30 protein-coding genes are annotated in these 22,358 nt (G+C 39.8%); 15 read left to right on the top strand and 15 right to left on the bottom strand.

Annotation, left to right across the window (positions count from 1 at the left end):
* Positions 1-52: 52 nt before the first annotated feature.
* Positions 53-265: a transcriptional regulator gene (locus tag G6W41_RS02385; RefSeq protein WP_194170509.1), complete on the bottom strand. Its 213-nt coding sequence runs from the start codon at positions 263-265 to the stop codon at positions 53-55.
* A 161-nt stretch (positions 266-426) separates the two neighbouring features.
* Here G6W41_RS02385 and G6W41_RS10275 point away from each other — a divergent pair, with 161 nt between their 5' ends.
* The gene (locus G6W41_RS10275) at positions 427-558 is read left to right on the top strand and encodes a hypothetical protein (protein ID WP_275944614.1); all 132 of its coding nucleotides are present in this window, start codon (positions 427-429) and stop codon (positions 556-558) included.
* A 67-nt stretch (positions 559-625) separates the two neighbouring features.
* Positions 626-1,030 carry a hypothetical protein gene (locus G6W41_RS02390; protein ID WP_242039889.1) on the top strand — a complete coding sequence of 135 codons (405 nt, stop codon included), beginning with the start codon at positions 626-628 and terminating at the stop codon, positions 1,028-1,030.
* Positions 1,031-1,078: 48 nt separating this feature from the next.
* Here the strand turns inward: G6W41_RS02390 and G6W41_RS02395 are convergent, their stop codons facing one another.
* Complete coding sequence (locus G6W41_RS02395) at positions 1,079-1,558, bottom strand: GNAT family N-acetyltransferase (protein ID WP_149708714.1); 480 nt, start codon at positions 1,556-1,558, stop codon at positions 1,079-1,081.
* A complete protein-coding gene (gene nusA / locus G6W41_RS02400) occupies positions 1,558-2,664 on the bottom strand; it encodes a transcription termination factor NusA (RefSeq protein WP_194170510.1) in 1,107 nt (368 codons plus the stop codon). Before nusA ends, G6W41_RS02395 begins: the two co-directional genes overlap by 1 nt.
* 172 nt (positions 2,665-2,836) lie before the next feature.
* On the opposite strand from nusA, the gene G6W41_RS02405 reads away from it, so the two are divergent.
* From G6W41_RS02405 to G6W41_RS02440, 8 genes are all read left to right on the top strand, one after another.
* Positions 2,837-3,079 carry an HP0268 family nuclease gene (locus G6W41_RS02405; protein WP_002941786.1) on the top strand — a complete coding sequence of 81 codons (243 nt, stop codon included), beginning with the start codon at positions 2,837-2,839 and terminating at the stop codon, positions 3,077-3,079.
* Entirely contained in the window at positions 3,079-4,380 is a 1,302-nt protein-coding gene (miaB, locus tag G6W41_RS02410; protein ID WP_194170511.1) for a tRNA (N6-isopentenyl adenosine(37)-C2)-methylthiotransferase MiaB, read from the top strand. The genes G6W41_RS02405 and miaB overlap by 1 nt, the downstream gene beginning before the upstream one ends.
* Positions 4,361-5,140 carry a lysophospholipid acyltransferase family protein gene (locus G6W41_RS02415; protein ID WP_194170512.1) on the top strand — a complete coding sequence of 260 codons (780 nt, stop codon included), beginning with the start codon at positions 4,361-4,363 and terminating at the stop codon, positions 5,138-5,140. The genes miaB and G6W41_RS02415 overlap by 20 nt, the downstream gene beginning before the upstream one ends.
* Entirely contained in the window at positions 5,130-5,576 is a 447-nt protein-coding gene (locus G6W41_RS02420; RefSeq protein ID WP_194170513.1) for a hypothetical protein, read from the top strand. Before G6W41_RS02415 ends, G6W41_RS02420 begins: the two co-directional genes overlap by 11 nt.
* A gap of 60 nt (positions 5,577-5,636) precedes the next feature.
* The gene (locus G6W41_RS02425) at positions 5,637-6,641 is read left to right on the top strand and encodes a hypothetical protein (protein ID WP_194170514.1); all 1,005 of its coding nucleotides are present in this window, start codon (positions 5,637-5,639) and stop codon (positions 6,639-6,641) included.
* Complete coding sequence (locus tag G6W41_RS02430) at positions 6,638-7,159, top strand: hypothetical protein (protein WP_194170515.1); 522 nt, start codon at positions 6,638-6,640, stop codon at positions 7,157-7,159. The genes G6W41_RS02425 and G6W41_RS02430 overlap by 4 nt, the downstream gene beginning before the upstream one ends.
* Positions 7,152-7,688, top strand: coding sequence for a hypothetical protein (locus G6W41_RS02435; RefSeq protein ID WP_103617497.1), 537 nt, complete (start codon positions 7,152-7,154; stop codon positions 7,686-7,688). The genes G6W41_RS02430 and G6W41_RS02435 overlap by 8 nt, the downstream gene beginning before the upstream one ends.
* Positions 7,689-7,871: 183 nt before the next feature.
* Positions 7,872-8,186 carry a winged helix-turn-helix domain-containing protein gene (locus tag G6W41_RS02440; protein WP_194170516.1) on the top strand — a complete coding sequence of 105 codons (315 nt, stop codon included), beginning with the start codon at positions 7,872-7,874 and terminating at the stop codon, positions 8,184-8,186.
* A 44-nt stretch (positions 8,187-8,230) separates the two neighbouring features.
* Here the strand turns inward: G6W41_RS02440 and G6W41_RS02445 are convergent, their stop codons facing one another.
* From G6W41_RS02445 to G6W41_RS02460, 4 genes are read right to left on the bottom strand one after another with little or no spacing between them, the layout of a single operon-like run.
* Positions 8,231-8,854: an SEL1-like repeat protein gene (locus tag G6W41_RS02445; protein ID WP_194170517.1), complete on the bottom strand. Its 624-nt coding sequence runs from the start codon at positions 8,852-8,854 to the stop codon at positions 8,231-8,233.
* A 12-nt stretch (positions 8,855-8,866) separates the two neighbouring features.
* Positions 8,867-9,526, bottom strand: coding sequence for a tetratricopeptide repeat protein (locus G6W41_RS02450; protein WP_103617490.1), 660 nt, complete (start codon positions 9,524-9,526; stop codon positions 8,867-8,869).
* Positions 9,527-9,536: 10 nt separating this feature from the next.
* Positions 9,537-10,877: a dihydrolipoyl dehydrogenase family protein gene (locus tag G6W41_RS02455; protein ID WP_194170518.1), complete on the bottom strand. Its 1,341-nt coding sequence runs from the start codon at positions 10,875-10,877 to the stop codon at positions 9,537-9,539.
* Positions 10,874-11,191 carry a hypothetical protein gene (locus tag G6W41_RS02460; RefSeq protein ID WP_012139947.1) on the bottom strand — a complete coding sequence of 106 codons (318 nt, stop codon included), beginning with the start codon at positions 11,189-11,191 and terminating at the stop codon, positions 10,874-10,876. Before G6W41_RS02460 ends, G6W41_RS02455 begins: the two co-directional genes overlap by 4 nt.
* A 77-nt stretch (positions 11,192-11,268) precedes the next feature.
* On the opposite strand from G6W41_RS02460, the gene G6W41_RS02465 reads away from it, so the two are divergent.
* A complete protein-coding gene (locus G6W41_RS02465; RefSeq protein ID WP_194170519.1) occupies positions 11,269-11,820 on the top strand; it encodes a tetratricopeptide repeat protein in 552 nt (183 codons plus the stop codon).
* A gap of 398 nt (positions 11,821-12,218) precedes the next feature.
* Here the strand turns inward: G6W41_RS02465 and prfB are convergent, their stop codons facing one another.
* Positions 12,219-13,319, bottom strand: coding sequence for a peptide chain release factor 2 (prfB, locus tag G6W41_RS02470; RefSeq protein ID WP_103568484.1), 1,101 nt, complete (start codon positions 13,317-13,319; stop codon positions 12,219-12,221).
* 120 nt (positions 13,320-13,439) lie between these two features.
* On the opposite strand from prfB, the gene panC reads away from it, so the two are divergent.
* The 3 genes from panC to tilS are packed head-to-tail and all read left to right on the top strand — an operon-like array spanning position 13,440 to position 16,564.
* Complete coding sequence (gene panC / locus G6W41_RS02475) at positions 13,440-14,261, top strand: pantoate--beta-alanine ligase (protein ID WP_194170520.1); 822 nt, start codon at positions 13,440-13,442, stop codon at positions 14,259-14,261.
* A 3-nt stretch (positions 14,262-14,264) separates the two neighbouring features.
* Positions 14,265-15,575, top strand: coding sequence for a 30S ribosomal protein S12 methylthiotransferase RimO (gene rimO, locus G6W41_RS02480; RefSeq protein ID WP_194170521.1), 1,311 nt, complete (start codon positions 14,265-14,267; stop codon positions 15,573-15,575).
* Complete coding sequence (gene tilS, locus G6W41_RS02485) at positions 15,572-16,564, top strand: tRNA lysidine(34) synthetase TilS (RefSeq protein WP_194170522.1); 993 nt, start codon at positions 15,572-15,574, stop codon at positions 16,562-16,564. Before rimO ends, tilS begins: the two co-directional genes overlap by 4 nt.
* Positions 16,565-17,285: 721 nt before the next feature.
* On the opposite strand, the gene G6W41_RS02490 is transcribed toward tilS, so the two are convergent.
* From G6W41_RS02490 to gmhB, 5 genes are read right to left on the bottom strand one after another with little or no spacing between them, the layout of a single operon-like run.
* On the bottom strand, positions 17,286-17,681 hold the full coding sequence (locus G6W41_RS02490; RefSeq protein ID WP_087580865.1) for an SseB family protein: 396 nt from the start codon (positions 17,679-17,681) through the stop codon (positions 17,286-17,288).
* Position 17,682: 1 nt separating this feature from the next.
* Positions 17,683-18,252 carry a D-sedoheptulose 7-phosphate isomerase gene (gene gmhA, locus G6W41_RS02495; protein WP_103605584.1) on the bottom strand — a complete coding sequence of 190 codons (570 nt, stop codon included), beginning with the start codon at positions 18,250-18,252 and terminating at the stop codon, positions 17,683-17,685.
* Entirely contained in the window at positions 18,227-19,645 is a 1,419-nt protein-coding gene (gene rfaE1 / locus G6W41_RS02500; RefSeq protein WP_194170523.1) for a D-glycero-beta-D-manno-heptose-7-phosphate kinase, read from the bottom strand. Before rfaE1 ends, gmhA begins: the two co-directional genes overlap by 26 nt.
* Complete coding sequence (gene rfaD, locus G6W41_RS02505; protein ID WP_194170524.1) at positions 19,638-20,627, bottom strand: ADP-glyceromanno-heptose 6-epimerase; 990 nt, start codon at positions 20,625-20,627, stop codon at positions 19,638-19,640. The genes rfaE1 and rfaD overlap by 8 nt, the downstream gene beginning before the upstream one ends.
* Positions 20,624-21,139, bottom strand: coding sequence for a D-glycero-beta-D-manno-heptose 1,7-bisphosphate 7-phosphatase (gene gmhB, locus G6W41_RS02510; protein ID WP_103637915.1), 516 nt, complete (start codon positions 21,137-21,139; stop codon positions 20,624-20,626). Before gmhB ends, rfaD begins: the two co-directional genes overlap by 4 nt.
* A gap of 92 nt (positions 21,140-21,231) precedes the next feature.
* Between gmhB and G6W41_RS02515 the strand changes: the two genes are divergently transcribed.
* Positions 21,232-21,534 (top strand): c-type cytochrome, encoded by a 303-nt coding sequence (locus tag G6W41_RS02515; RefSeq protein ID WP_002941852.1) that lies wholly within the window; start codon positions 21,232-21,234, stop codon positions 21,532-21,534.
* Positions 21,535-21,558: 24 nt separating this feature from the next.
* On the opposite strand, the gene G6W41_RS10015 is transcribed toward G6W41_RS02515, so the two are convergent.
* Together G6W41_RS10015 and G6W41_RS02525 are read right to left on the bottom strand one after the other, a co-directional pair.
* The gene (locus tag G6W41_RS10015) at positions 21,559-22,005 is read right to left on the bottom strand and encodes a helicase IV (protein WP_196779794.1); all 447 of its coding nucleotides are present in this window, start codon (positions 22,003-22,005) and stop codon (positions 21,559-21,561) included.
* A complete protein-coding gene (locus tag G6W41_RS02525) occupies positions 21,969-22,349 on the bottom strand; it encodes a hypothetical protein (protein WP_194170525.1) in 381 nt (126 codons plus the stop codon). The genes G6W41_RS10015 and G6W41_RS02525 overlap by 37 nt, the downstream gene beginning before the upstream one ends.
* Between the last annotated feature and the right edge of the window lie 9 nt (positions 22,350-22,358).

Here is a 22,358-nt window from a genome sequence, read left to right on the forward strand (position 1 = left end):
AGGTGGTTCGCCACCTTTAAAACCTTACATCATCTCACTTTAAATTTATACGTCACTTACTAAATTTTTCTATGTCTTGATTGATTAAATTTTCATATTCACAAAGCTCGTTGCAAGTCTTTTTGCTCTGCTCGATAAGCTCGTCAAATTTAAATCCAAGCATCACGATACGATAAAGGTTGGGCTTGTGCTTTCGCCAGTTGTAAAGCGTTGCGATATCAACGTCTAAATGATAAGCCATATCACGTTTTGTCATCTTAGCCACTTTACACTCCTTTTTTTTCGAGTGATTTTATAAATTTTATTCTGATAAGAAAACAATTGAATTATTTTATGTTTTTTATTAATTTCATTGAATATTTAAACTTTATTTAATATAAGAAAATTTAAAATAGCTGCGTAACATTTTTTAAATAAGGAGTAAAAATGAAAAATGTAGTTTTAAAAGTTGCTTTAGGTTTAAGCCTAGCTAGTGCCGCTGCTTTAGCGCAAGGAGCCTTTGTAGGAGTTGAAGGAGACTACTCTTTTGGATCAAAGCTTACTGTAAAAGGCCGATGACGGCTCAAAGATCAAATTTAAAAAAGCTCAACCAGGTCTTGGTATAAAAGCTGGTTATGACTTTGATGTGGCTAGAGTTTATGGTGCTTACATATATGATTTTAAAGTTAAGAAAACAGCAAATGACGAAGATAAAAGCGTAGCTGAATGGAAAACTCATAAATTTATAGTTGGAGCTGACTATACTCCAAGCGTAGCAAAAGATCTTAAACTAGTTCTTGGTGGCTACACTGGTTTTTCAAAGCTTAAACTAAGAGGTGGCGATGCTGAAAATCCGATGGAAAGTGCTAGCACGAACGGCTGGATACTAGGTGCAAGAGTTGGCGCTGAGTACTCTATCAATGAAAACAATGCAGTTGAGTTTGGTCTAAAAGCTGATAGAACTGACTACGGCAAGATCAGCAAATTTGATATGATTGATGCCAAAGAGACAAACCTCGGTCTTTATATGGGATATACATATAAATTTTAATCACCAGCAAGCTCAAATTTCAAAGTAAATTTGAGCTTTTACTAGAAACTATAAATTTACCAGTTTTTCTAAATTTTCGCCGTCTAAGCGATAGGTTCTCCACTCAAGAGATTGATTATTAGCGCCCATGCTTTCATAAAATTTGATGCTTGGCTCATTCCAGTTTAGACAGCACCACTCAAGCCTTTTTAAATTTTCATCCTTGCAAATTTGAGCTAGAAATTTAAAAAATGCCTTGCCGATGCCTTGATTTCTAAACTCTTTTTTGACGTAAATGTCCTCAAGATAGATCCCACCAAGCCCTAAAAATGTAGAAAATGTATAAAAATAGATAGCATATCCTATCGCCCTGCCCTCACTCTCGCAGATAAGGGCTTTTGCGTGATTTTTATTAAAGATAGAGTCTGCAAAAATTTCATTTGTAAAAGTGACTTGATCACTCATCTTTTCATAGCTCGCAAGCTCTCTTACAAGCTCACAGATCACGTCTATATCGCCCTCAGTCGCTTTTCTTATTTGAAATTTCATTAGTTGTCACCAAAGAGTGCTTTTAGATCTTTAACCATTTCGCCATTTTCGCCGCTGCTGCTAGTAGTTTTTGAGCCAAGCTCATTTAGTTCGATCTCATAGCCAGTTAGCATACTTGCTAGGCGGATATTTATGCCATTTTTGCCGATAGCTTTGCTCTTTTGCTCACTTGCAAGTGTCACGATCGCTTTGTTTTCTTCGATCTTTACAGATGTGATGATCGCAGGTGCCATCGCACGAGCTACCAAGATCGCTGGCTCAGTGGTGTATTCGATCGCATCGATGCTCTCACCATGAAGCTCTTTGCTTACGGCATTTATCCTAACGCCCTTTGTGCCGACAGTTGCGCCGACTGGATCGATGTTTGGAGTGGTTGAGATGAGTGCTACTTTAGCCCTTTCGCCAGGGATCCTCGCACTTCCTTGGATGATGATGCCGCCATCTTTTATCTCAGGCACCTCTGAAGTTAGCAGCGCTTCAAGAAATTTAGGCGAAGTTCTTGAAAGCTCGACCTTTATGCCTAAATTTTTATCTGTAAAAACTTTTCTAATGACCGCTTTTACCACATCGCCTACTTTAAATTTCTCGCCTTTTATGCGGTTTTTACGTGGCAAGATGGCACGAAGCTCGTCTATCTCGATAAATGTGTTTTCGTCGTTATCGACTCTGACAACTGGACCAAAAACCATGTGACCGCTCATCTCATTATATTTTTGTAAAATTTTCTCTTCAACTAGGCGCTGGATGTGATACTCAAGCTCCTTGTGAAGCGTTTGAGCTGCGGTTCTACCAAGGTTATCAAGGCTTAGCTCGTAAGTGAGCTCATCGCCGATCTCTACGCCACTATCTATCTTTTTAGCCTCTTTTAAGCTTAAAAAGTGTTCATTGTCTTCAGCAAGCCTCTCATCGTCGTTTGCTACGATTGAAATTTTTTGATAAAGCTTTAAGTTTTTATTAGCATCGATGCTCACGTCATACTCATAATTTTCTCCATAAACCCTTTTTGCAGTGTTTATCAAGGCTCTTATGACGCGCTCTTTTACATCTTCTATCTCTAAATTTTTCTCATTTGCAATTGACTCGATGATATCTGAAATTCTTTCCATTTTTTCTCCATTGTGACGATAAATTTCGGGGATTTTTCGTGAAGTTTTGAAATTATACATAAGCCATACTTTTAATAACATTAAGCTTGTTATTAACTTTTATTTAATCCTTTTTTTATGATGATTTGGGTATATTGACCGATTAAAATTTAAGATTTTGAAAGGATTAAAAATGGAGCTAAAACTTGCAAGAGCCGAATTAGACGCAAAACCAAAAACGATTTCACTAGAAAAGATAGAGGCAGCTGTCGAAAAAGAGGGTCAGAAAATTTTCTATTTTGATAAAGAAAACACACACAAACAACTAATCGCCTTAGTCGAGCACTTTGAAGAAAAAGGGCTAAGCGTTTATCACAGAACCGTAAAATACGGGCTTGATGATAGCGATTATATGTATGAAGTGCATATACTTTAATGAGTAAAAAACTCTTTATCCAAACTCTAGGTTGTGCTATGAATGTTCGTGATAGCGAGCATATCATAGCCGAGCTCTCACAAAAAGAAGACTACTCCTTAACACAAAACATCGAAGAAGCTGATTTAATCCTTATAAATACCTGCTCGGTTCGTGAAAAGCCAGTTCATAAGCTCTTTAGCGAGGTCGGAGCCTTTGAAAAAGCCAAAAAAAGAGGCGCTAAAATAGGCGTTTGCGGCTGCACTGCAAGCCATTTGGGTAGTGAAATTTTCAAGCGCGCACCTTATGTTGATTTTGTCCTTGGCGCAAGAAATGTTAGCAAGATCACAAAGGCTGTAAATACGCCTAAATTTATCTCAACCGATATCAACCACGACGAGAGCGAATACGCATTTGGCGAATTTAGAGGCTCGCCATACAAAAGCCACATCAATATCTCGATCGGCTGCGATAAAAAATGCACCTACTGCATCGTCCCACACACCAGAGGCGATGAAATTTCTATCCCTTCAAGCCTCATCTTAAAAGAGGCAGAAAAGGCTGCAAAAAGCGGTGCAAAAGAGATATTTTTACTAGGGCAAAATGTCAATAACTACGGCAAAAGATTTTCAGGCATGCAAGAAAATATCGATTTTAGCGATCTGCTAGTGAAGATAAGCGAGATAGATGGCGTTGAGAGGATAAGATTTACAAGCCCGCACCCACTTCACATGGATGATAAATTTCTTGAAATTTTCACTAATAACCCAAAAATTTGCAAATCTATGCACATGCCACTTCAAAGCGGAAACACAAAAGTTTTGCGCGAGATGAAGCGTGGATACACAAAAGAGTGGTTTTTAGACCGCGCGCTAAGACTTAGAAAGATGTGTCCAGATGTTAGCATCTCAACTGATATCATCGTCGCATTTCCTGGCGAGAGCGAGAGCGAATTTGAAGATACGATGGACGTGCTTGAGCAAGTTAGATTTGAGCAAATTTTTAGCTTTAAGTATTCACCTCGTCCGCTTACAAAGGCAGCTACTTTTACAAATCAAATAGACGACAAGACAGCTTCAGAAAGGCTAACGCGCCTGCAAAATCGCCACAGCGAAATTTTGGACGAGATCGTGGCGGCGCAAAAAGATAAAATTTTTGATGTATATTTTGAAGAGCTAAGGGCAAATGGCGGAGTTGCTGGACGAAGTTTTAACAACTTTTTAGTTCAAGTTGATGGCAGCGAGGAGCTTCTTGGCACTACGCAAAAAGTAAAGATCACAAACCCAAAACGAATGGTTTTGTATGGCGAGCTGCAAATTTAAAAACACCCTTGAAAAGCTCGCCACGAATGTTGGCGTCTTTTTCATCTACATTTTGATGTGGCTCATTTTTCTAACCTGCAAAAAGAGCTACACTCCAAATTTCTTACCACAAAATGGCTGCGTCGTCGTCTTTTGGCACGGCAGGCTTAGCTTTATGAGCTTTGCTTACAGACGCTGGTGGAGCAGCCAAAACAGAAAACAAGGCAAGGTAATAATCAGCGACCACAAAGATGGCGAGCTCATCACCAGAATAATCAAATTTTTTGGCATCGGCACCATTAGAGGTAGCAGCTCAAAAGGCGGCGCAAGAGCGCTTATAGAGGCTCTAAGAGAGATAAAACAAGGTCATGACGTCATCGTCACGCCAGATGGACCACGCGGACCAAGACACAGCGTAGCAGACGGAGCTGCGGTGATCGCGCAAAAGTCGTCTTGTGAAATTTATGCTCTAAATTTCGAAGCAAACTCGTTTTGGGAATTTAAAAGCTGGGATAAGATGATACTTCCAAAGCCATTTTCAGCTATAAATTTTAGCCTCTCAGCCCCTTTTAGTGTGGCAAATTTAGAGCAAAAAGAGGCAAAAGAGAAGATACAAAATGAGCTTTGGCAGGCCTCACAAAATGACGGCGGCAAGAGCGTGCTACAAAACAAAGAGGACTTTAGGTCAAATTTAAAAATTTGGTGGAAAAAATATGCTCACAAAAATCCGCAAATAAGCGATGAGATAAGAGAAATTTTGGACGAAATTTATGAAAAATAAATTTTCTATCTTTATAGCCATTTTTATAATAGCTTTGTTTGGGCTATTTTTTTACAGCGACAACTCCTACAAGCTCGCTCTTGAAGCGAAATTTTACTACGAGAGCAAAGAGTATGAAAAGGCTATAAATTTAAGCCAAAAAGCTCTTGATCTTGACGCATACAACAAGATGGCAACCACCACGCTTAATCAAAGCAATGCAGCTATGAAATTTAGCTCATACATAAAAAACGGCAAAGAGTATCTTGAACGCATCAAAAAAATGAGCCAAAATGGCGTCAGTAAAGCTGATAATGAGCGCATCAAAATGATGTGTGATGTGATGATAGAGGATTTTGAAAGCTTAAGAAATTCTGCTTTGCTTGATGAGGAGCTAAAAAGCGAGGCTCTGCAGATGAAAGAGGCGTTTGCAAAACTAAAAAACGAGCTGTTTTAAACTTATTTAATCCCTTTTTAGCTAACATACCAAAAATAATGCACTAAATTTAGGAGAGTTATGTCTTTTAGCATCAAAAAGCTTTTTTCAAACCTTTTCTTAAGCGCCGTGATCGAGGGCAATGAGTGCGTTTTTTACGGTCAGGTCTTTAGAAATGGCAAGCTTATAAAAACCATAAATGCTAAATTTACAGACATAAGCATAGATAGTGTCGATGAAAAAGTTTTAAAATACATAGAGGAGCAAGAAAAGGCTTATTTTGGCGTCTATGTTTCGCTCTTTTTTAACGACGACTCGCAAGGTGCACTGCCCACTGCTAACTTTGACGAGTACAAAAAATTTAACATCAACACGCAAAATTTAACCAGCCTTGTGATGCAAGATAGCTGGAGCATATATGCAAATTTAAATGCTATAAGAAGATATAAAAACCTCTTTGGGCAAGGTAGCGTCGATCTTATCTACTCGCCTATCGCCCTGCTCTTTCACGAGCTTTTAAAGCGTGGAATTTCGCCAAAAACCACGCTATATCTCTACATCCACTCGCACTCTTTTGCGCTTGCGATCTTTCAAGACCAGCAGATGAAGCTCTCGACCTTTTTAAATATGACCGACAACGAAGAGAGCAGCGAAAGCATCGAGAGTCTTAAAGAAGAGGACATAACTGACATCGACAACCTGATCGTCAAAGAAGAAGATGGTGCAACGGCGCTTGATGATTTTAAGAGTTTAGATGATTTTTTAAGTGACGACAAGCCAAAAGAATTTGAAGATCTAAACTACGAGCTAAACATGCCAACTTCGACAAACGTCGAAAAGTCGGTGGCGATATTTGGACGTGATATGAAGATGTTTGACTACATCGCAAAGGCTATGAAAGAATTTTATGAAAATCCGATCTACGGCGGCGATTTTATCGAGCAGATCATCGTTTTTGAAAACACAAAGACAAGCGCTACCTTTTTACAATACCTGCAGTCTGAGCTATTTGTGGAGACTTCGGCCTATCCGATCAATACAAATCACATCATGAACGAGATCATGCAAGAAGAGATAACACTATGAAATTTAGCTTCATCACTCCAGAACCAAGACCGCTTCTATCTATCTTTAGTAAGCTCTGGCTAACGCTCATAGGCTTTATTTTTGTGGTGCTTTTGGTGGCAAATTTCTTTATCGTTTATAAAAACTACTCAACCAAGAAAAATATAGAATTTCTAGCAAACGAGCAAAAAGAGCTTAGTCAAAAGATAGTCACTACAGATGAAATTTCAGCTAAACTTGCCGTGCAGATAGACTCGGCAAATGACATCTTTACGTCAAATTCTATCCTAAAGCAAAGCCTACATAACCTTTTTGACCTTGTGCCTGATAGCATCACGCTTGAAGAGGTTTTTATGGATAAAAACTCGCTTATCATACGCGGCATAACGCCAACAAAAGATGTCTTTAACCAGCTCTTAGCATCGCCACTAAGGTCGATTTTCACCACATCAAATACTAGTTTTTATCAGAGTAAAAACGGCTGGTACGGCTTTATAAGCACAAATAAGATTGATAATTCTGAGGGATATAATGAGTAAAAAAGATACGAGCTTAGAAAAAATCGACCCTGTAAAGCTTTTACTTTTTATATTTGCTTTTATCATAGTTTGCTTCATTATGATATTTGGCTTTATCGTGCCAAATATAAAAGAATTTAAAAGCCTCTCAAGACAAAACTACTCGCAAACCTCATCATACACGAAGGTAAAAAACGAATTTGAAACTAAATTTAAAGCGCTTGAAGCGACAAGACAAAAAGATGGTGCTATCATCTTGGCCTATGATACAGCTTTTGATAAGGATAAATTTATAAATTTCGCATCGCAATTTTTTAGCGAGGTAAGCCTTAGTAAAATAGAAGAAGGCGAGAATAACGCAACCGAGAAGTTCTTTAGATACCGCCTAAACGTCACCAGCTCACTAAAAACCCCGCAGAAATTTTATGACTTTTTAGACGCACTTAGCAGCTACGATAGCATCATAAAAGCAGAATTTCCTATCGTGATGAAGGGTGAAAACGACAAAATCCACACAACTTTTAATATAAAAGTTTTTGGATTGAAGTAACCAAGTTTAATAAATTTCTCCGCATCAAATTTAAAATTGCTGTGCCCTTAACAAAGACATGGATATAAAAGACAGCTGAGCCACCACCACTGTTGCAAGGTACCAAACAAGCTCTTACACGCAGGCACTGGCACACAAAGCAAGGTTGTAAAACTATACAAAGAGCTTCAAATCACTATCATAATGGCGACAAAAGATCTTTTTGAAAGTAGGATCAAATTTAAAGAAATTTATGAATACGATATGACAAGCAAACAGCTTTTTAAAAATGGCGAAGAGGTGCAGATGCCAAAAAATGAGGCAAAACTCTTCTTTCTACTTGTGAGTAATATAGAAAAAGTTATAAGTTATGAAGTGATAAAAAACTACGTCTGGAGCGAGAAGTCGATGAGTAACGAAGCGCTTAGAATGACTATCAAGAAGATAAGGGCAAAAACCGACACCGATCTCATCAAAAACATCTCAGGTGTAGGATATAAACTTAGCGGATCAAACTAAATTTAAATTTGTGTAGCTTTTATAAATTTAAGCTACACAAATCCTTACTTTTTATCCACACATTTGCCAAGTTGGCAGGCTCTTTTGTAAAGTGCGTCTGCCTTTGCTTCATCGCCGCTTAGCTTTGCAAGCAAAAAGCACGACTGCGCATACTCAAGCTCGCAGCTCTTTGCCAAAAGCTTTAAAACTCTAGCCTCAGCCTTGTTTCTATCTATCTTATGAGTTTTTAAATTTTCGCTTTCGATGTAGGATTTTAGTCCCATTGCCTCGTTGTAGCAGCCAACACCGTCGCCACTATCGCAAGCTAGTTTATAAAGCTTTAGAGCCTTTTCGATATCTTTTTGCTCATCAACTAGCCCTTGCTCATAAATTTGACCTAAATTTGAACAAGCAGTCGCAAGCCCAGCGTTGCAAGCCTTTTCGTAGTAGCCTTTTGCCTTTACGAAGTCCTTTTCGTTGCTAAAATTTACAGCTAGGTTGTTGCAGTCGATGCTATTTCCGCTCTCGCAGTTTTGCACCATCTTCTCTTTTTCAAGCTCAAGACGCTCCGCCCTAGCCTCCTCATCACTTTGCCAAAAGCCAAAGCTCACCATCTTTTGCCACGACCAGCAGCCACTTAGCATAAAGCTAGCAGCTACGATAAGCCCAAAATTTAAAACTTTTTTCACTTATTTTCCTGCTTACATGCCAAGCTTTGCGCCTAGTCTTTTCATCTGTGGGCACGCCTTGTTTAGACCACGAAAGCAAGCGACTTTATAAATCCCATAAGCTCTCTTTTCGTCCTTGTTCATGCCAAGACCTAGCTCATACATCGCGCCGATATTTGCGCAGCTTGGCAGATCTCCAGCGTTGCAAGCGTTTGTGTAGGCCTCCATCGCTAGATAGTAGTCTTGTTTTACGATCTCGCCCTTGCGGTAGGCGTTGCCTAGATGATAGCAAGCTTGCACACCGCCACTGTTGCAGCTATCTTTGTAAATTTCGACCGCTTTTTTTGGATCTTTTTTCACGCCAAGGCCGTTTTCATAGAGCGTGCCAAGGTTTGAGCAAGCAAGCTGCACCTTCGCATCGCAAGCCTTTTTATAGTTTGCGTAGGCATTGTCATACTCTTTCATAAGCTCGAAATTTACACCCAAGTCATTGCAAGCTTCAGCATCGCCGCTCTCGCACTTTGGTGTTAAAAGATCGATGGCATTTTTTGAAATTTGCTCTTTGTTTTGCACCACCTTTTCGTCCTTTGGCTGCTGCCATGAGTCATCTTGCTTTGGCGTCTCTCCGATGCCGATGACGTTTAAGCAACCTGCAAAAAATAGAGCAGTTAAAAGTAATAGATATTTTTTCATTTTTATCCTTTTAGTATTGTCCAAACAAGTCATTTAGGGCTTCGCTGATGCTTGGATGAGTGAAAATTTGGTTTTTAAAGAAATTTGCATCTGCTTTTAAATTCATCGCGATCGCGATCTCATTTATGATCTCATTTGCGTAGATGCAGTGAAAGCTAGCCCCCAAAATTTCGCCACTACTTGCTTCAACGATCGCTTTTAGCATGCCCACATCATGATTTAGCACCTTTGCTCCTGGCACTGCCGCCATGCTAAGTTTTAGTTCTTTGAAATTTAGCCCAAGCTTGCTAGCTTCTTTTGCATTTACGCCAACTCTTGCTAGCGGAGTGTCGGTAAATAGCACATTTGCATGGATGCTTCTGTTTTGTGTGGTGCGCTTTTTATCGCCAAAAATTTGTGAGAAAACTATCCTAAAATCATCCAAACTAGTGTAGGTAAAAAGCTCTCCACCGCGCACGTCGCCCACTGCGTAGATGTTTGACACATTTGTTTGAAGGCGCTCATTTGTCTTTATAAAGCCTTTTTCATTTAGCTCAACACCAGCTGCTTTTAAATTTAGATCATCTAAATTTGCCACTCTGCCAAGCGCTACTAAAAACGCATCAGCCTTGATGAGCCTATCTTCACCATCTTGTTTGAAATTTAGCGCATTGTCTTTTAGACTCTCTATCTCGCAGCCCTCTAAAATTTCGATGCCCTGCACGTTTAGCGCATCTTTTACACTTTTAGCTATGTCTTCATCTTCGTTTTTTAGCAGTTTTGAGCGTCCAACGATGGTCACTTTTGAGCCAAAATTTGCAAACATCGATGCAAACTCGATGCCGATAAATCCACTACCAACGATTACAAGATGCTTTGGCATAGTTTTTAGATCGAGCAAAGTTTTGCTTGAAAAGACGTTTGAGTTTGTTATCTCAAATGGCGCATACGCCTCTTTTGAGCCAGTGTTTATGATGATAAACTCGCCTTCAACGACTTTTTGCTCGCCGTTTGAGGTTGTAACTAGGACGCTATTTTTATCTTTAAACGAGCCAACACCATCGATCACATCGATATTTTCTTTGTCATTTAGCATCGCATAGTTTTTAGAATTTAAAGCTGAGATTAGCTTATTTTTGTTTTCGATGCTAAGCGTGTAATACTCGTTTTCAACGCTATTATCTGCATATATCGCCTCTTTTGCAGCTGTGATTAGACGCTTTGTCGGTATGCAGCCCACGTTTATGCAAGTGCCCCCATACATCTTCGGCGATCTCTCGATTAGCGCGACCTTTTTGCCAAGCGCAGCAGCCTTTACAGCTAGCGTCTTGCCAGCCTTACCAAATCCAATAATAACAATGTCATATTTCATTTAATTTTTCCTATTATGTAGTATGTAGTTTCGTTTATCTTTTTGATATCCATTTTGTATTTATTTGCCCAGCTTTTGATGATCTCATCAACCCGCTCTTTTATCTCTTTGACGGTCGCAACGTTTTTTATCTTTAGCCTATCCTCGCTCCCGCTCATCGCTACAAAGCAAAGGTGCGGCTTTAGATGATCGTTTAGCTCGATCACACTCTTTGGCAAAAGGCCGTCAGTGTTATTTAAAATTCTACGCATATGCTCAGTGGTCGTTTCATCTATGTTGTAGCCAAGCTGTGTCAAAAGTGCGTTATGATCCATATCGTTCCTTTTTGCTTAAATTTGCGATCATTATAAGATAAAATTCGATAAAATCGCCTAAATTTTCAAGGACAAATATGAAAAAATTTATCATTTTTCTATTTAGCATTTTGCTATTTTTGGGCTGTTCGGCGCAGCAATTGTCGCAAAATTTAGGTCTTAGCGAGCCACCACTTGATCCTGAAGTAGAGCAGATAGCAGACGCCATCTATCTATATAACGAAGGCAACTACCAAAAAGCTTGCAAGAGATTTTACGACTACGCAAAAGATGGCAATGTCCTAGCCATGCAGCAAACTGGCGTTTGTTTTCGTGACGGCAAAGGCTTTAGCAAGGATATCTTAAGGGCACTTTTTTGGTTTGAGACAGCTGGCAGATACGGCAACATAGATGGTCTTAGAAGCGCTGGATATATCTATGAGTACGGCCTTGGGGTCAATAAAAATTTAGAAAAAGCGATATATTTTTATGAAAAAGCCACTAGTCTTGGCTCAAGTGAGGCTAGCTATGATCTAGGGCTTATCTATCTTGGCAAAAACGACTATAAGAAAGCTAGAATTTATCTTGATGAGACCTGCTATCACGGCAAAGAAGAGGCATGCATGAAGCTAAAAGAGATGAAATTTTAGCTCTTAATTAGTTTCAACAGAATTTAGAGCCGAATATCCGATCAAAATCACACTTGCTATCATAAGAACAGATACAAAAATTCCCATTTTTATCCTTTATTTCTTTAACTCTTTTATCTCTTTTAATATCTTTTTAGACTTTGCATTGCCAAGTAATATCAAAATCAATAAAAGAGCTGCACACATGCAAACACTATAAAATTCTAGCTTGTCGGCATAGTCCTTATAGTGGGTAAAAATCCAACTAATAAGACCAACCAAAATTGTGACAAAAATCCCGAGCCAAAATTTTAGCATACCCAAGTGCTCTTTGGCTTCATAAAGTTTTTGGCATTCTCTTTTTTTAAATTGCTAAAGCATTTAACGCATAAATTTAACAGCTAGCTATATTTTAGCTCCTACGCCTCAGCCTTTTGGGCGATCAAGACGCCCTCTATCATCTTTTTGATATCCCCATCAAGTATCGCATCAGTTTGTGAGTATGCCTCGCCACTGCGGTTGTCTTTTACTTGCTGATATGGGAAAAGCACATATGATCTTATCTGATGCCCCCAGCCGATCTCGCTCTTTTCGACGCTATTGCTCGCCTCTTGTTGCTTCATCAGCTCAAGCTCGTAAAGGCGCGACTTTAGCATTTTCATCGCTGTGGCTCTGTTTTTGTGCTGACTGCGGTCGTTTTGACACTGCACGACTATGCCAGTTGGTATGTGCGTGATGCGGATGGCTGATTCTGTTTTATTTACGTGCTGGCCGCCCGCGCCACTGGCTCTATAAGTGTCTATCTTTAGATCTTTCTCTTCGATCTCGATCTCTATATCATCATCTACTTCGGGGCTTACCATGACGCTAGAAAAGCTTGTGTGACGGCGTCCTGCACTATCAAATGGGCTTGTGCGAACGAGCCTGTGGATGCCATTTTCTGCCTTGAAGTAACCATAAGCGTTTTCACCTTTTACGATGAAGCTCACATCCTTTAATCCTGCTTCTTCGCCCTCTTGAAAGTCCAAAGTCTCGACCTTAAAGCCCTCACGCTCGCAAAATCTAAGATACATCCTATAAAGCATGCTCGCCCAGTCGTTGCTCTCAGTGCCACCAGCTCCAGGGTGTATCGATACGATCGCGTTTTTGCCGTCATCCTCGCCACTTAAAAGCATAGAAATTTCTAAATTTACTATCTTTTCATCTAAATTTTTAGCATCTTCAAAGAGAGAATTTATAGTCTCCTCGTCATTTTCAGAATTTGCTAGCTCAAAGAGCTCTTTTGCGTCGCTAACTGCTTGATGAGCGTCACTAAATTTAGCAAGCATGTTTGAAATTTTTGTCTTTTCTTTATTTAGCGCCCCAGCTTTAGCGATATCTTGCCAAAAGTCAGGGTCTTGCTCGGTAGCCTCGATCTCTTTTAGCCTAGCCTTTATCTCGTCAGGCTTTACGATAGAGCCTATGTTTTCAACTTTTGTTTGTAGCTTCTTTAAAAGCTCGTTGTATTCGTAACTATCCAAGTTTTTCTCCATAAATTTTTGCCGATTTTAGCCAAAAGTTGCTTACATTTTTAAATTTACGCCCTTTTAATCCTTTTTTGTTACAATGCCAAGTTAAAATTTAGATAAAAAGAGTCAAATATGCAGATCATAAGAACTATAAAAGAGCTTGAAAATTTTGTCCAAAATGCAAGCGGCAAGATCGGTTTTGTGCCGACAATGGGCGCACTTCACAACGGACACGTTAGTCTTATAAAAAAATGTGTGAGCGAAAACGAGACAAGCATCGTCTCAACTTTTGTAAATCCAACTCAATTTCTACCAGGCGAAGACCTAGACAAATACCCAAGAAAAGAGCAAAGCGACATCCAAATTTGCGAGCAAAATGGCGTTAGCGCTATCTTTATCCCAGATGCTAATGAGCTTTACTTTGAAGATGAGCCGCTCATCGTCGCTCCAAAGAAGCTTTCGACCATCTTAGAGGGCAAAACTAGACCTGGTCACTTTGATGGCGTCTTAAGAGTGCTAAACAAGCTATTTCGCCTAACTCGTGCAAATAGCGTCTATATGGGCAAAAAAGACACGCAACAACTAATCATCGTGCAAAATATGATAAAGACATTTTTCTTAAACATCGAGTTAGTGGCTTGCGATATCGTTAGAGAGCCTGACGGCCTAGCACTTTCAAGCAGAAACGTCTATATCTGCGATGAAGATAAGTGCAACGCGCTAAGGCTTTCAAGGTCGCTAAATAAAGCGCTAAATTTGATCCAAAATGGCGAAGAGGACGCAAGCGAGATCAAGGCAAATATGCTTGAAGTTTTAGAGCCACTAAAGGTTGATTACGTCGCGGTTACGGATAGAAATTTAAATGAAATTTCAAAGGTAGAAAAAGGCAATACAATAATCTTAGTAGCCGCCTATGTTGGCAAAACTAGGCTAATAGACAACATCTGGATCTAAAAAATGCCAAAACTTCATCTAATCTCGCTTGGTTGTAATAAAAATTTAGTTGATTCAGAGATCATGCTTGGGCGCTTGCAAAACTACGATATCACGGACGATATCAGCGACGCTGACGTCATCATCGTAAATACCTGCGGCTTTATCAAATCCGCCAAAGAAGAGAGCATCCAAACCATACTTGAGATGCATGAAGCTCGTAAAAATGGCTCTTTGCTGGTAGTGACTGGCTGTCTTATGCAGCGCTACAAAGATGAGCTTATCAAAGAACTACCAGAGGTCGATCTCTTTACTGGCGTGGCTGATTATGACAAGATCGACGAGATCATCTTAAAAAAGCAAAATTTATTTAGCCCAGAAACTTATCTGCAAGCAAACGAAGAGCGTGTGATAACTGGCTCAAACTACCACGCCTACATCAAAATTTCAGAGGGCTGTAACCAAAAATGTAGCTTTTGTGCGATACCGACATTTAAGGGCAAACTAAGATCACGCTCGCTTGAGAACATCGTAAATGAGGTCAAAAATCTAGTCAAAAAAGGCTACTACGACTTTAGCTTTTTGTCCCAAGACTCAAGCTCATATATGCGCGATCAGGGCGTTAGCGACGGGCTAATAAATTTAATAGACGAGATAGAAAAGATAGAGGGCGTAAGAAGTGCTAGGATACTTTATCTCTACCCAAGCACGACCAGCAAGGAGCTCATTTCGCGCATCATCGCCTCGCCCATCTTTCACAACTACTTTGACATGCCCATCCAGCACATCAGCGAAAATATGCTAAAGATAATGAAGCGTGGAAGTGGCGCTAAAAAGATAAAAGAGCTTTTAAATTTGATGAGAAATGCCAAAAATTCATTCTTACGAACTGGTATCATCGTGGGACATCCAGGCGAGAGCGAGGAGGATTTTGAGGAGCTTTGCGAGTTTTTAGAAGAGTTTAAATTTGATAGGATTTCCGCCTTTGCCTACTCAAAAGAAGAAGACACAGCCTCTTTTGAAATGGAGCAAATCCCAGCCAAGATCATCTCAAAAAGGCTAAGCAAGATAGAGAAGATCACCAAAAAAGCGATAAATGAGAGCTTGCAAAAAGAGCTTGGCAAGCAAATTTACGCATCGCTTGAGGGCATTAGCAGCGAGGGCGAGATGTTTTACGCTGCCAAAAAAGATATCTGGGATAAAGATATAGACGGCGAAATTTTGATCAATGAAAGCGACGTAAAAGAGCTTGAGATCGGCTCGCTCTACCTTTGCGAGGTCAGCGACGTGGTCGATCAAAAACTAGTCGCTACCATCATCAAAAAAGCAAAATGATAAGCCAGAACGTGCTTGATAGGCTAAGCTTGGGCGCAAACCTGCTTGCCTTCTCGCACGGCATTGATAGCACTGCACTTTTTTATATTCTACACGAGGCTGGGGTCAAATTTGATCTAGCCATAGTCGATCACAACGTTAGAGAGCAGAGTAAATTTGAAGTTGAAAGCGCCAAAGAGCTTGCTAGCAAATTTGGCAAAAAAATCTACATAAAAAGCATAAATTTAGATAGATCAAATTTTGAAAAAAATGCACGCAAGGCAAGGTATGAGTTTTTTGGTGAAATTTGTCAAAAATATGGCTATGAAAATTTGATCTTAGCGCATCAATTTGACGATAAATTTGAGTGGTTTTTGATGCAACTTGGTAAGGGCGCTGGGCTAAAAGAGCTCTTTGGCATGAGCGAGCTTGAGAGGAGAGAGCACTTTTGGCTGGTTAGGCCGCTTTTAAATTTACGCAAAAAAGAGCTTCAAAACTACCTTGACGAGCGAGGTTTGCGCTACTTTGTCGATGAGACAAATTTAGAAGGCAAGCTTAAAAGAAGCTTTGTGAGGCTAAATTTTAGTGAGCCATTTTTGGACGAGTATTTTGGCGGCGTGAAGAAAAGCTTTGAGTTTTTAGAGACTGATAGGCAAAACCTGCTGCCAAATATCACAAAAATGGATGATGAAATTTTCATTATAAAAAATGATAGTAACGTCGTGCGGGGCGTCGATATGGCTGCAAAAGAGCTAAATGTGCTTTTAAGCAAAGCTCAAAAAGATGAGCTAAATGCAAATTTAGCAAAGCAAACAAGCGTGGTTCTAAGTGGCAAGATCGCCGTTGGCTACGCTGATGGATACATCCTAGTGACGCCATTTTGCAAAGCCGTAATGCCAAAAATATTTAAAGAAAAAGCTAGAATTTTAAAGCTCCCAGAGATAAATAGGGGCTATTTATTTGCAAAGGGCATTCAAATAGAAAACCTTTCTAAATTTTTTAGTAGATAGAGCGTTTTGGGCTATAAATTTGATCTGCCAAAGGTTAATTTAAACTTTTTATCACCAAATTTTCTACAACAATCTTAACAAGTCTGCAAAAATTTAAATTTCTATCTGCAAATTTGATCTACAAAGATCAAATTTAAAACTAAATTTTACTCCAATCCTTAAACCAGACACCCACTAACATTGGTATTTTAGAGAAAGACCGCAAATTTAGTTTTGGCTATTTTTTCTCTAACATAAACTGCTTTTGCATTTAAATTTAGAGTATAAAGGCTATAAATTTAATCCACAAAAGAGCAAATTTAAAGTTTCTAGTGATAAATTTTACCCTTACGATCCTCACACTAAAGTATTAAGCTGCAAAATTAAAATTTCTATCGGTAAAATTTATCCATATATCTTTGTTGCAGGATAGCTGCCGATCTTCAAAATTCATAGCACTCTTGTAGCTTTGAAATCGTATATCAAATTTAATTTTGTTACCAATAACAAAGATATATGAAATCAAATTTTATAAACGAGATAGTGAAATTTGTAGCTTACTAAATTTAGCTCATCTACAATATCAAATTTAATAAAAGCGCACAAAAAAAATAAATTTATAAAATCGCCACCGATCGCAGCAAAAGCCAGCCTAAAAATTTAAATAGACCGACAATTAAATCTACCTCATCAAAGCCATTTGCGTAAAATAATGCGCAAAATTTTATAAATTTTATTAGCACTAGGCGAGGATTTTCTCTATAAGCTCTCTTTTTAGCACAAAGTCATAGCTAAAAGCATCGACCACGACGCCGGCGTAACTACTCTCTTTTAGCATCGCAAGATACTCCTTTAGCCCTATCTCAATGCTTTCTTGCTCGCTGTCGTTTCGCCAAAGCTTCATCGCCTCTTTGCTTGTAAATGCTGGAAAATAGCTAAGCTTTTCGCCCTCATCTTCAAGCAGGATAAATTTGATATTTGAGCCCTCCTCCTCATAAACTACGCCACCATCAGGCTTTGCGAGCGCTTGGTTTAAAAGTACCGGAGCGAAAAAAGTAGCCTTTTTTAAAGCCGATATCAAATTTACCTCATTTTTCTCGCTAGGATCACTTAAAAATTTATCCATCGCTTCTTGCATTTTAACCCCTAAAAGCCTCGTCCACAGCTTGACAGATCGTGTGTATGAAAAAGATGTGCGACTCTTGAATTCTTGCTGTATCGCTTGAGCTAACGACTAAATTTAGATCACATCCTTCATTCATCGCGCCACCGCCTTTACCACTAAGTCCGAGCACTGATGCGCCCATTTTCTTGGCACTTTTTATAGCTTCAAGGACGTTTTTGCTGTTGCCACTCGTTGAGATCGCCACGAGCAAGTCGCCTGGCTGAGCTAAGGCCTCAAACTGGCGTGAAAAAACATAGTCAAAGCCGTAGTCGTTACCAATGGCTGTAAGTGCCGAAGTATCGGTGGTTAGCGCGATGCCTGGTAGTGGCTGGCGCTCGCTTTTATATCTGCCAGTTAGCTCGGCTGCAAAGTGTTGAGCGTCCGCCGCAGAGCCGCCGTTACCGCATATCAGCACCTTTTTGCCATTTTTTAGCGTATCAGCCACCATCTGGCAAGCACGCTCCAAGCTACCTAGCAAATTTACATGCTCGCTAAAGGTCTTTTGGTGAGCCTCAAGCTCATTTTTTATCATCGTTTTTAGCATCTTTTATCCTTTTTATTATCCCTGTTGTGCTTTTGCCCTCGACAAAGTCGATCAGCCTGACCTCTTTTACGATCTCGCTGCCAACGACCTCTTTGCCTTTATAATCAGCCCCTTTTACAAGCACGTCAGGCTTTATCTTTGTTATCAAATTTAGAGGCGTATCCTCATCAAATATCACGACATAATCGACAAATCCTAGCCCGCTTAGCACGCAGGCTCTATCTTCTTGCGAGTTTATAGGTCTAGCCTCGCCTTTTAGCCTCTTAACTGAAGCGTCCGAGTTTAGCCCGACTACCAAAAGATCGCCAAGCTCCCTTGCGCGCGCTAAGTATTTTACGTGTCCAGTGTGCAAGATATCAAAGCAGCCATTTGTGAAAACGACCTTTTTCTTGCCCTTTTGGCTCAAAATTTCTTCTAACTCCTCAACACTTTTAAGCTTGTGCTCGAAATTTGCTCCAAACGAGCTATTTAGCAGCTGCTCGATCTCACTAAAGCTAGCCGTTGCGCTGCCTATCTTTGCCACGACGACGGCTGCAGCAAGGTTTGCTATCTTGATCGCCTCTTTTATATCAGCCCCGTTTGCTAGCATGTAGCCAAGTGTAGCCAGCACCGTATCTCCAGCGCCAGTGACATCAAATACCTCTTTTGCCTTGGCCGCAAAGATGTGCAATTTGTCATCATATAGCGCGATGCCCTCTTCTGAGATCGTGATGATCGAATAGGTCAAATTTAGCTCGTCTTTTAGCTGTTTTATCGCCTTTTCAAGTTCAGCCTTATCTTTTATCTTTAAATTTGTAGCCTCGCTCGCCTCTTTTTTATTTGGCGTTAGAAGGGTCGCGTTTTTATACTTTGAGTAGTCGCTGCCTTTTGGGTCTATGAGAACTGGTATTTTTAGCCTCACGCACTCATTTATGATCTCTTGGCAGACTTTTTCGCTAAGCACGCCTTTGCCGTAGTCACTTAGCAAGACCGCCTTGAAATTTGCAAGATTTTCTTTGACTTTTGAGACAAGCTCATCTTCTAAATTTATCTTTACAACGCTCTCTTTATCGATCCTGACAACTTGCTGATGAGATGCCATGATGCGGCTTTTTATCGAGCTTTCACGCCCTTTTTCAGTGAGGATCAGCTCATCTTTTACATTTAGCTCAGCAAGTTTCTCTTTTATCTTTTTGCCAGCCTCATCATCTCCTAAAACGCTAGCCACGCTCACGTTTGCGCCAAGAGAGAGTAAATTTCTCACCACATTGCCAGCGCCACCAAGCGTATAAGTTTCGTTATTTATCTTTACAACCTGCACCGGTGCCTCAGGCGAGATACGCTCACAACTGCCCCAGATATAGTGGTCCAGCATGAGGTCACCGACGACTAAAATTTTAACTCTCTTAGCCATTTATCTCTTCCTTATAAATTCTCTTTATCTCTGGCAAATAGTCTTTTATCGCCTCTTCCAAGCTCCAAGTCGCACTAAAGCCAAATGCCTCGCGAGCTGGGGCGACATCGGCCTCGGTGTGAAACTGATACGAGCCGATAAATGGATTTTTGATATATTCGTTGCCTAAATTTACGCCGATCTCACGCTGTAAGATGTCAGCGATATCTTGAAAACTTCTAGCCTTGCCAGTGGCTGCGTTATAGACGCCACTTGGCGCGTCAAGCGCTTTTATGTTTGCCTCAATAATATCTTTTATATAGACAAAGTCACGTTTGATCTGGTCGCTGCCCTCAAAGAGCCTTGGGGTCTTGCCGGCTAAAATTTGCAAGCCAAACTGAAGCACCATCGAGGCGGTTTTATTTTTGAAAAACTCGCCCTTGCCAAAGACGTTAAAGTATCTTAGCCCAACCACGTTCACACCGCGCTTTGCGTAAATTTTATTGATATTATCCATGCTTAGCTTACTAAAGCCATATACGTTATTTGGCGCTTCGCACTCGCCAACTGTTTGTGGGCTCTTTGCGTTGCCATAAGTCGCCCCTGAGCTAGCGTAGATCATCTTTGCGCCCAAACTCTCGCAGATATCAAGCAAATTTACAAAGGCATTTACATTTGTTTTTATTAACTCATCTTGTTCTTTTACGGTCGTGTCTGAGATCGCTGCTTCGTGGTAGATGACGTCTGGGCGAAAGCTTTTTATCTTCTCAAGCGTGCTAGGGTCGTTGATGTCGCCAGCGTAAATTTCACCCTTAAAGCCAAGTAAATTTTTAAAATGGCCAAAGCTTTTTAGGTTGCCGTTGCTAAATGTCTCGTCGTTTCTAAATTTATCCACGACAAGCACGTGAGCATCTTTATAATTTTCATCAAAATAGTGCGCCAAAGCTGAGCCGATAAAGCCAGCACCGCCAGTTATAACTATCTTTTTTCCGTTTAAATTCATAGTGATTTTTCCTTTTTTAGCTTATTTAAAACATCTCTTACATCTTTAAAATTTATGCCATCAAGCAAGAAATTTTTGCCCACACCAGCCCTTTTGCCAGCCTCGACGTCACTTGGCTTATCGCCTATCATTAGCGAGTTTTCAAGGTCGATGTCAAACTCTTTGCAAGCATCAAGTATCATTTTTGGATTTGGTTTTCTGCAGGTGCATTTTTGCTCTGGAGCGTGCGGGCAAAAATAGACCTTGGTGATGAAAATTTGCTCTTTTTTAAAGCTTTCAAGCATAAATTTGTTTAGAGCGTCAAACTGCTCCTGCGTATAGTAGCCCCTGCCGATGCCTGATTGATTTGTCACGACAAAGAGCTTGTAGCCAGCCTTAGCAAATTCTCTTAACGCGTCAAAAATGCCATCAATAAATTTGAAATCTTTGATCTCGCAAACGTATCCAGCGTCCTCATTTATGACGCCGTCTCGGTCTAAAAAAAGTGCTTTGTTGGCTGTTTCTCTTATCATTTGGTGATTATAGCCAAAATATTTTAACCCACCCCTTGCAAATTTACATTTTTGTATTATAATGCCGGCACGTTTTTTAAAAAGGATGACAAATGAAAAAACTACTAATCGTTTCAAGTGTTGCAGCACTACTTTCAACTGCTGCTTTCGCTGCAGATGGCGCTACTATCTATAAAAAATGTGTTGCCTGTCATGGCGCTAAAGCTGAAAAAGTTTTCAATAACAAAGTTCCAGCTTTAACATCACTTGACGCAGCAACTATCGAAGCAGCTCTAAAAGGCTACAAAACAGGAGCAAATAAATTTGGTCTTGGTGCTATGATGAAACCTATCGCTACTCCAATGAGCGATGAAGATGCAAAAGCAGTAGCTGAATACATCCAAACTTTAAAATAATCACAGGGGCGCTCGCCCCTTTTTCTACAAATTTAAACTCACGCCAAATTTCAAAAGCTCTTTTGGTAGATAATCGTCTAAATTGCCGATCTTGTCGTTATCTATCTCTATTAAATTTAGCCCATATTTTTTATAAAGCTCTATCTTTTGTTCTTTTCTTTTTATATACGCCTCATCATCTACATATCCCCAAAACTCTATATAGATCTTGCCTTTTGGTATATAAAAGTCACAATAGACATCTTCTTTTATCGGCACTTTTTTTTCATAAGCGTAGGCTATGCCCTCAGTAAATAGCCAGTTTGCTATAACTAGCTCTGCCCTACTTCTTACGTAGTGACCGTCGTTTGTTCGGTATTCAGCCTTAAATTTCTCTCTAAAGTCTTCTTTTTGCTCTTTTTTGCTAGATTTTTCGCTAGCTTTTACTATCTCGTTTATGAAATTTTCATTACAAAGTAGCTCTCGTCCCACCTAACACTTGCTTTACCCATGTAGTAGTTTTGCATGCCGCCATAGTATCTGCCAGCATCTGTCACGTTGTAGCCGTTGTCACATTTTTTTATAAAGCCTAAATTTAACAAAACCTCATTTACATCTTTTGCGTTTTTGCCAAATTTCTTTGCTATCTCTTTTGCACTAAACGTATCAGCTATATTTTTTTGGTTAAATTTTACGTGAGATTTTTGGCGCAGCTTTCGCCTGATAAATTTTGTTATCAAATTTACTAAAATGACAAATATTATAATAGGCAGCGCAAAGCTAAAAAACGCTGGCAGCATTATGGATAGTAAATTTGCCGTATCAAAAATTTGCATTTTTATGGT

The sequence above is a fragment of the Campylobacter concisus genome, assembly GCF_015230035.1.
Taxonomy (GTDB): Bacteria; Campylobacterota; Campylobacteria; order Campylobacterales; family Campylobacteraceae; genus Campylobacter_A; species Campylobacter_A concisus_BK.

What these genes read in the sequence shown, in the direction of transcription:
- G6W41_RS10275 (WP_275944614.1), top strand. Translation starts at nt 427, where the DNA reads ATGAAAAATGTAGTTTTAAAAGTTGCTTTAGGTTTAAGCCTAGCTAGT.
- G6W41_RS02395 (WP_149708714.1), bottom strand. Translation starts at nt 1,558, where the DNA reads ATGAAATTTCAAATAAGAAAAGCGACTGAGGGCGATATAGACGTGATC.
- nusA (WP_194170510.1), bottom strand. Translation starts at nt 2,664, where the DNA reads ATGGAAAGAATTTCAGATATCATCGAGTCAATTGCAAATGAGAAAAAT.
- G6W41_RS02405 (WP_002941786.1), top strand. Translation starts at nt 2,837, where the DNA reads ATGGAGCTAAAACTTGCAAGAGCCGAATTAGACGCAAAACCAAAAACG.
- miaB (WP_194170511.1), top strand. Translation starts at nt 3,079, where the DNA reads ATGAGTAAAAAACTCTTTATCCAAACTCTAGGTTGTGCTATGAATGTT.
- G6W41_RS02415 (WP_194170512.1), top strand. Translation starts at nt 4,361, where the DNA reads ATGGCGAGCTGCAAATTTAAAAACACCCTTGAAAAGCTCGCCACGAAT.
- G6W41_RS02420 (WP_194170513.1), top strand. Translation starts at nt 5,130, where the DNA reads ATGAAAAATAAATTTTCTATCTTTATAGCCATTTTTATAATAGCTTTG.
- G6W41_RS02425 (WP_194170514.1), top strand. Translation starts at nt 5,637, where the DNA reads ATGTCTTTTAGCATCAAAAAGCTTTTTTCAAACCTTTTCTTAAGCGCC.
- G6W41_RS02430 (WP_194170515.1), top strand. Translation starts at nt 6,638, where the DNA reads ATGAAATTTAGCTTCATCACTCCAGAACCAAGACCGCTTCTATCTATC.
- G6W41_RS02435 (WP_103617497.1), top strand. Translation starts at nt 7,152, where the DNA reads ATGAGTAAAAAAGATACGAGCTTAGAAAAAATCGACCCTGTAAAGCTT.
- G6W41_RS02440 (WP_194170516.1), top strand. Translation starts at nt 7,872, where the DNA reads ATGGCGACAAAAGATCTTTTTGAAAGTAGGATCAAATTTAAAGAAATT.
- G6W41_RS02450 (WP_103617490.1), bottom strand. Translation starts at nt 9,526, where the DNA reads ATGAAAAAATATCTATTACTTTTAACTGCTCTATTTTTTGCAGGTTGC.
- G6W41_RS02455 (WP_194170518.1), bottom strand. Translation starts at nt 10,877, where the DNA reads ATGAAATATGACATTGTTATTATTGGATTTGGTAAGGCTGGCAAGACG.
- G6W41_RS02460 (WP_012139947.1), bottom strand. Translation starts at nt 11,191, where the DNA reads ATGGATCATAACGCACTTTTGACACAGCTTGGCTACAACATAGATGAA.
- G6W41_RS02465 (WP_194170519.1), top strand. Translation starts at nt 11,269, where the DNA reads ATGAAAAAATTTATCATTTTTCTATTTAGCATTTTGCTATTTTTGGGC.
- panC (WP_194170520.1), top strand. Translation starts at nt 13,440, where the DNA reads ATGCAGATCATAAGAACTATAAAAGAGCTTGAAAATTTTGTCCAAAAT.
- rimO (WP_194170521.1), top strand. Translation starts at nt 14,265, where the DNA reads ATGCCAAAACTTCATCTAATCTCGCTTGGTTGTAATAAAAATTTAGTT.
- tilS (WP_194170522.1), top strand. Translation starts at nt 15,572, where the DNA reads ATGATAAGCCAGAACGTGCTTGATAGGCTAAGCTTGGGCGCAAACCTG.
- G6W41_RS02490 (WP_087580865.1), bottom strand. Translation starts at nt 17,681, where the DNA reads ATGCAAGAAGCGATGGATAAATTTTTAAGTGATCCTAGCGAGAAAAAT.
- gmhA (WP_103605584.1), bottom strand. Translation starts at nt 18,252, where the DNA reads ATGCTAAAAACGATGATAAAAAATGAGCTTGAGGCTCACCAAAAGACC.
- rfaE1 (WP_194170523.1), bottom strand. Translation starts at nt 19,645, where the DNA reads ATGGCTAAGAGAGTTAAAATTTTAGTCGTCGGTGACCTCATGCTGGAC.
- rfaD (WP_194170524.1), bottom strand. Translation starts at nt 20,627, where the DNA reads ATGAATTTAAACGGAAAAAAGATAGTTATAACTGGCGGTGCTGGCTTT.
- gmhB (WP_103637915.1), bottom strand. Translation starts at nt 21,139, where the DNA reads ATGATAAGAGAAACAGCCAACAAAGCACTTTTTTTAGACCGAGACGGC.
- G6W41_RS02515 (WP_002941852.1), top strand. Translation starts at nt 21,232, where the DNA reads ATGAAAAAACTACTAATCGTTTCAAGTGTTGCAGCACTACTTTCAACT.
- G6W41_RS02525 (WP_194170525.1), bottom strand. Translation starts at nt 22,349, where the DNA reads ATGCAAATTTTTGATACGGCAAATTTACTATCCATAATGCTGCCAGCG.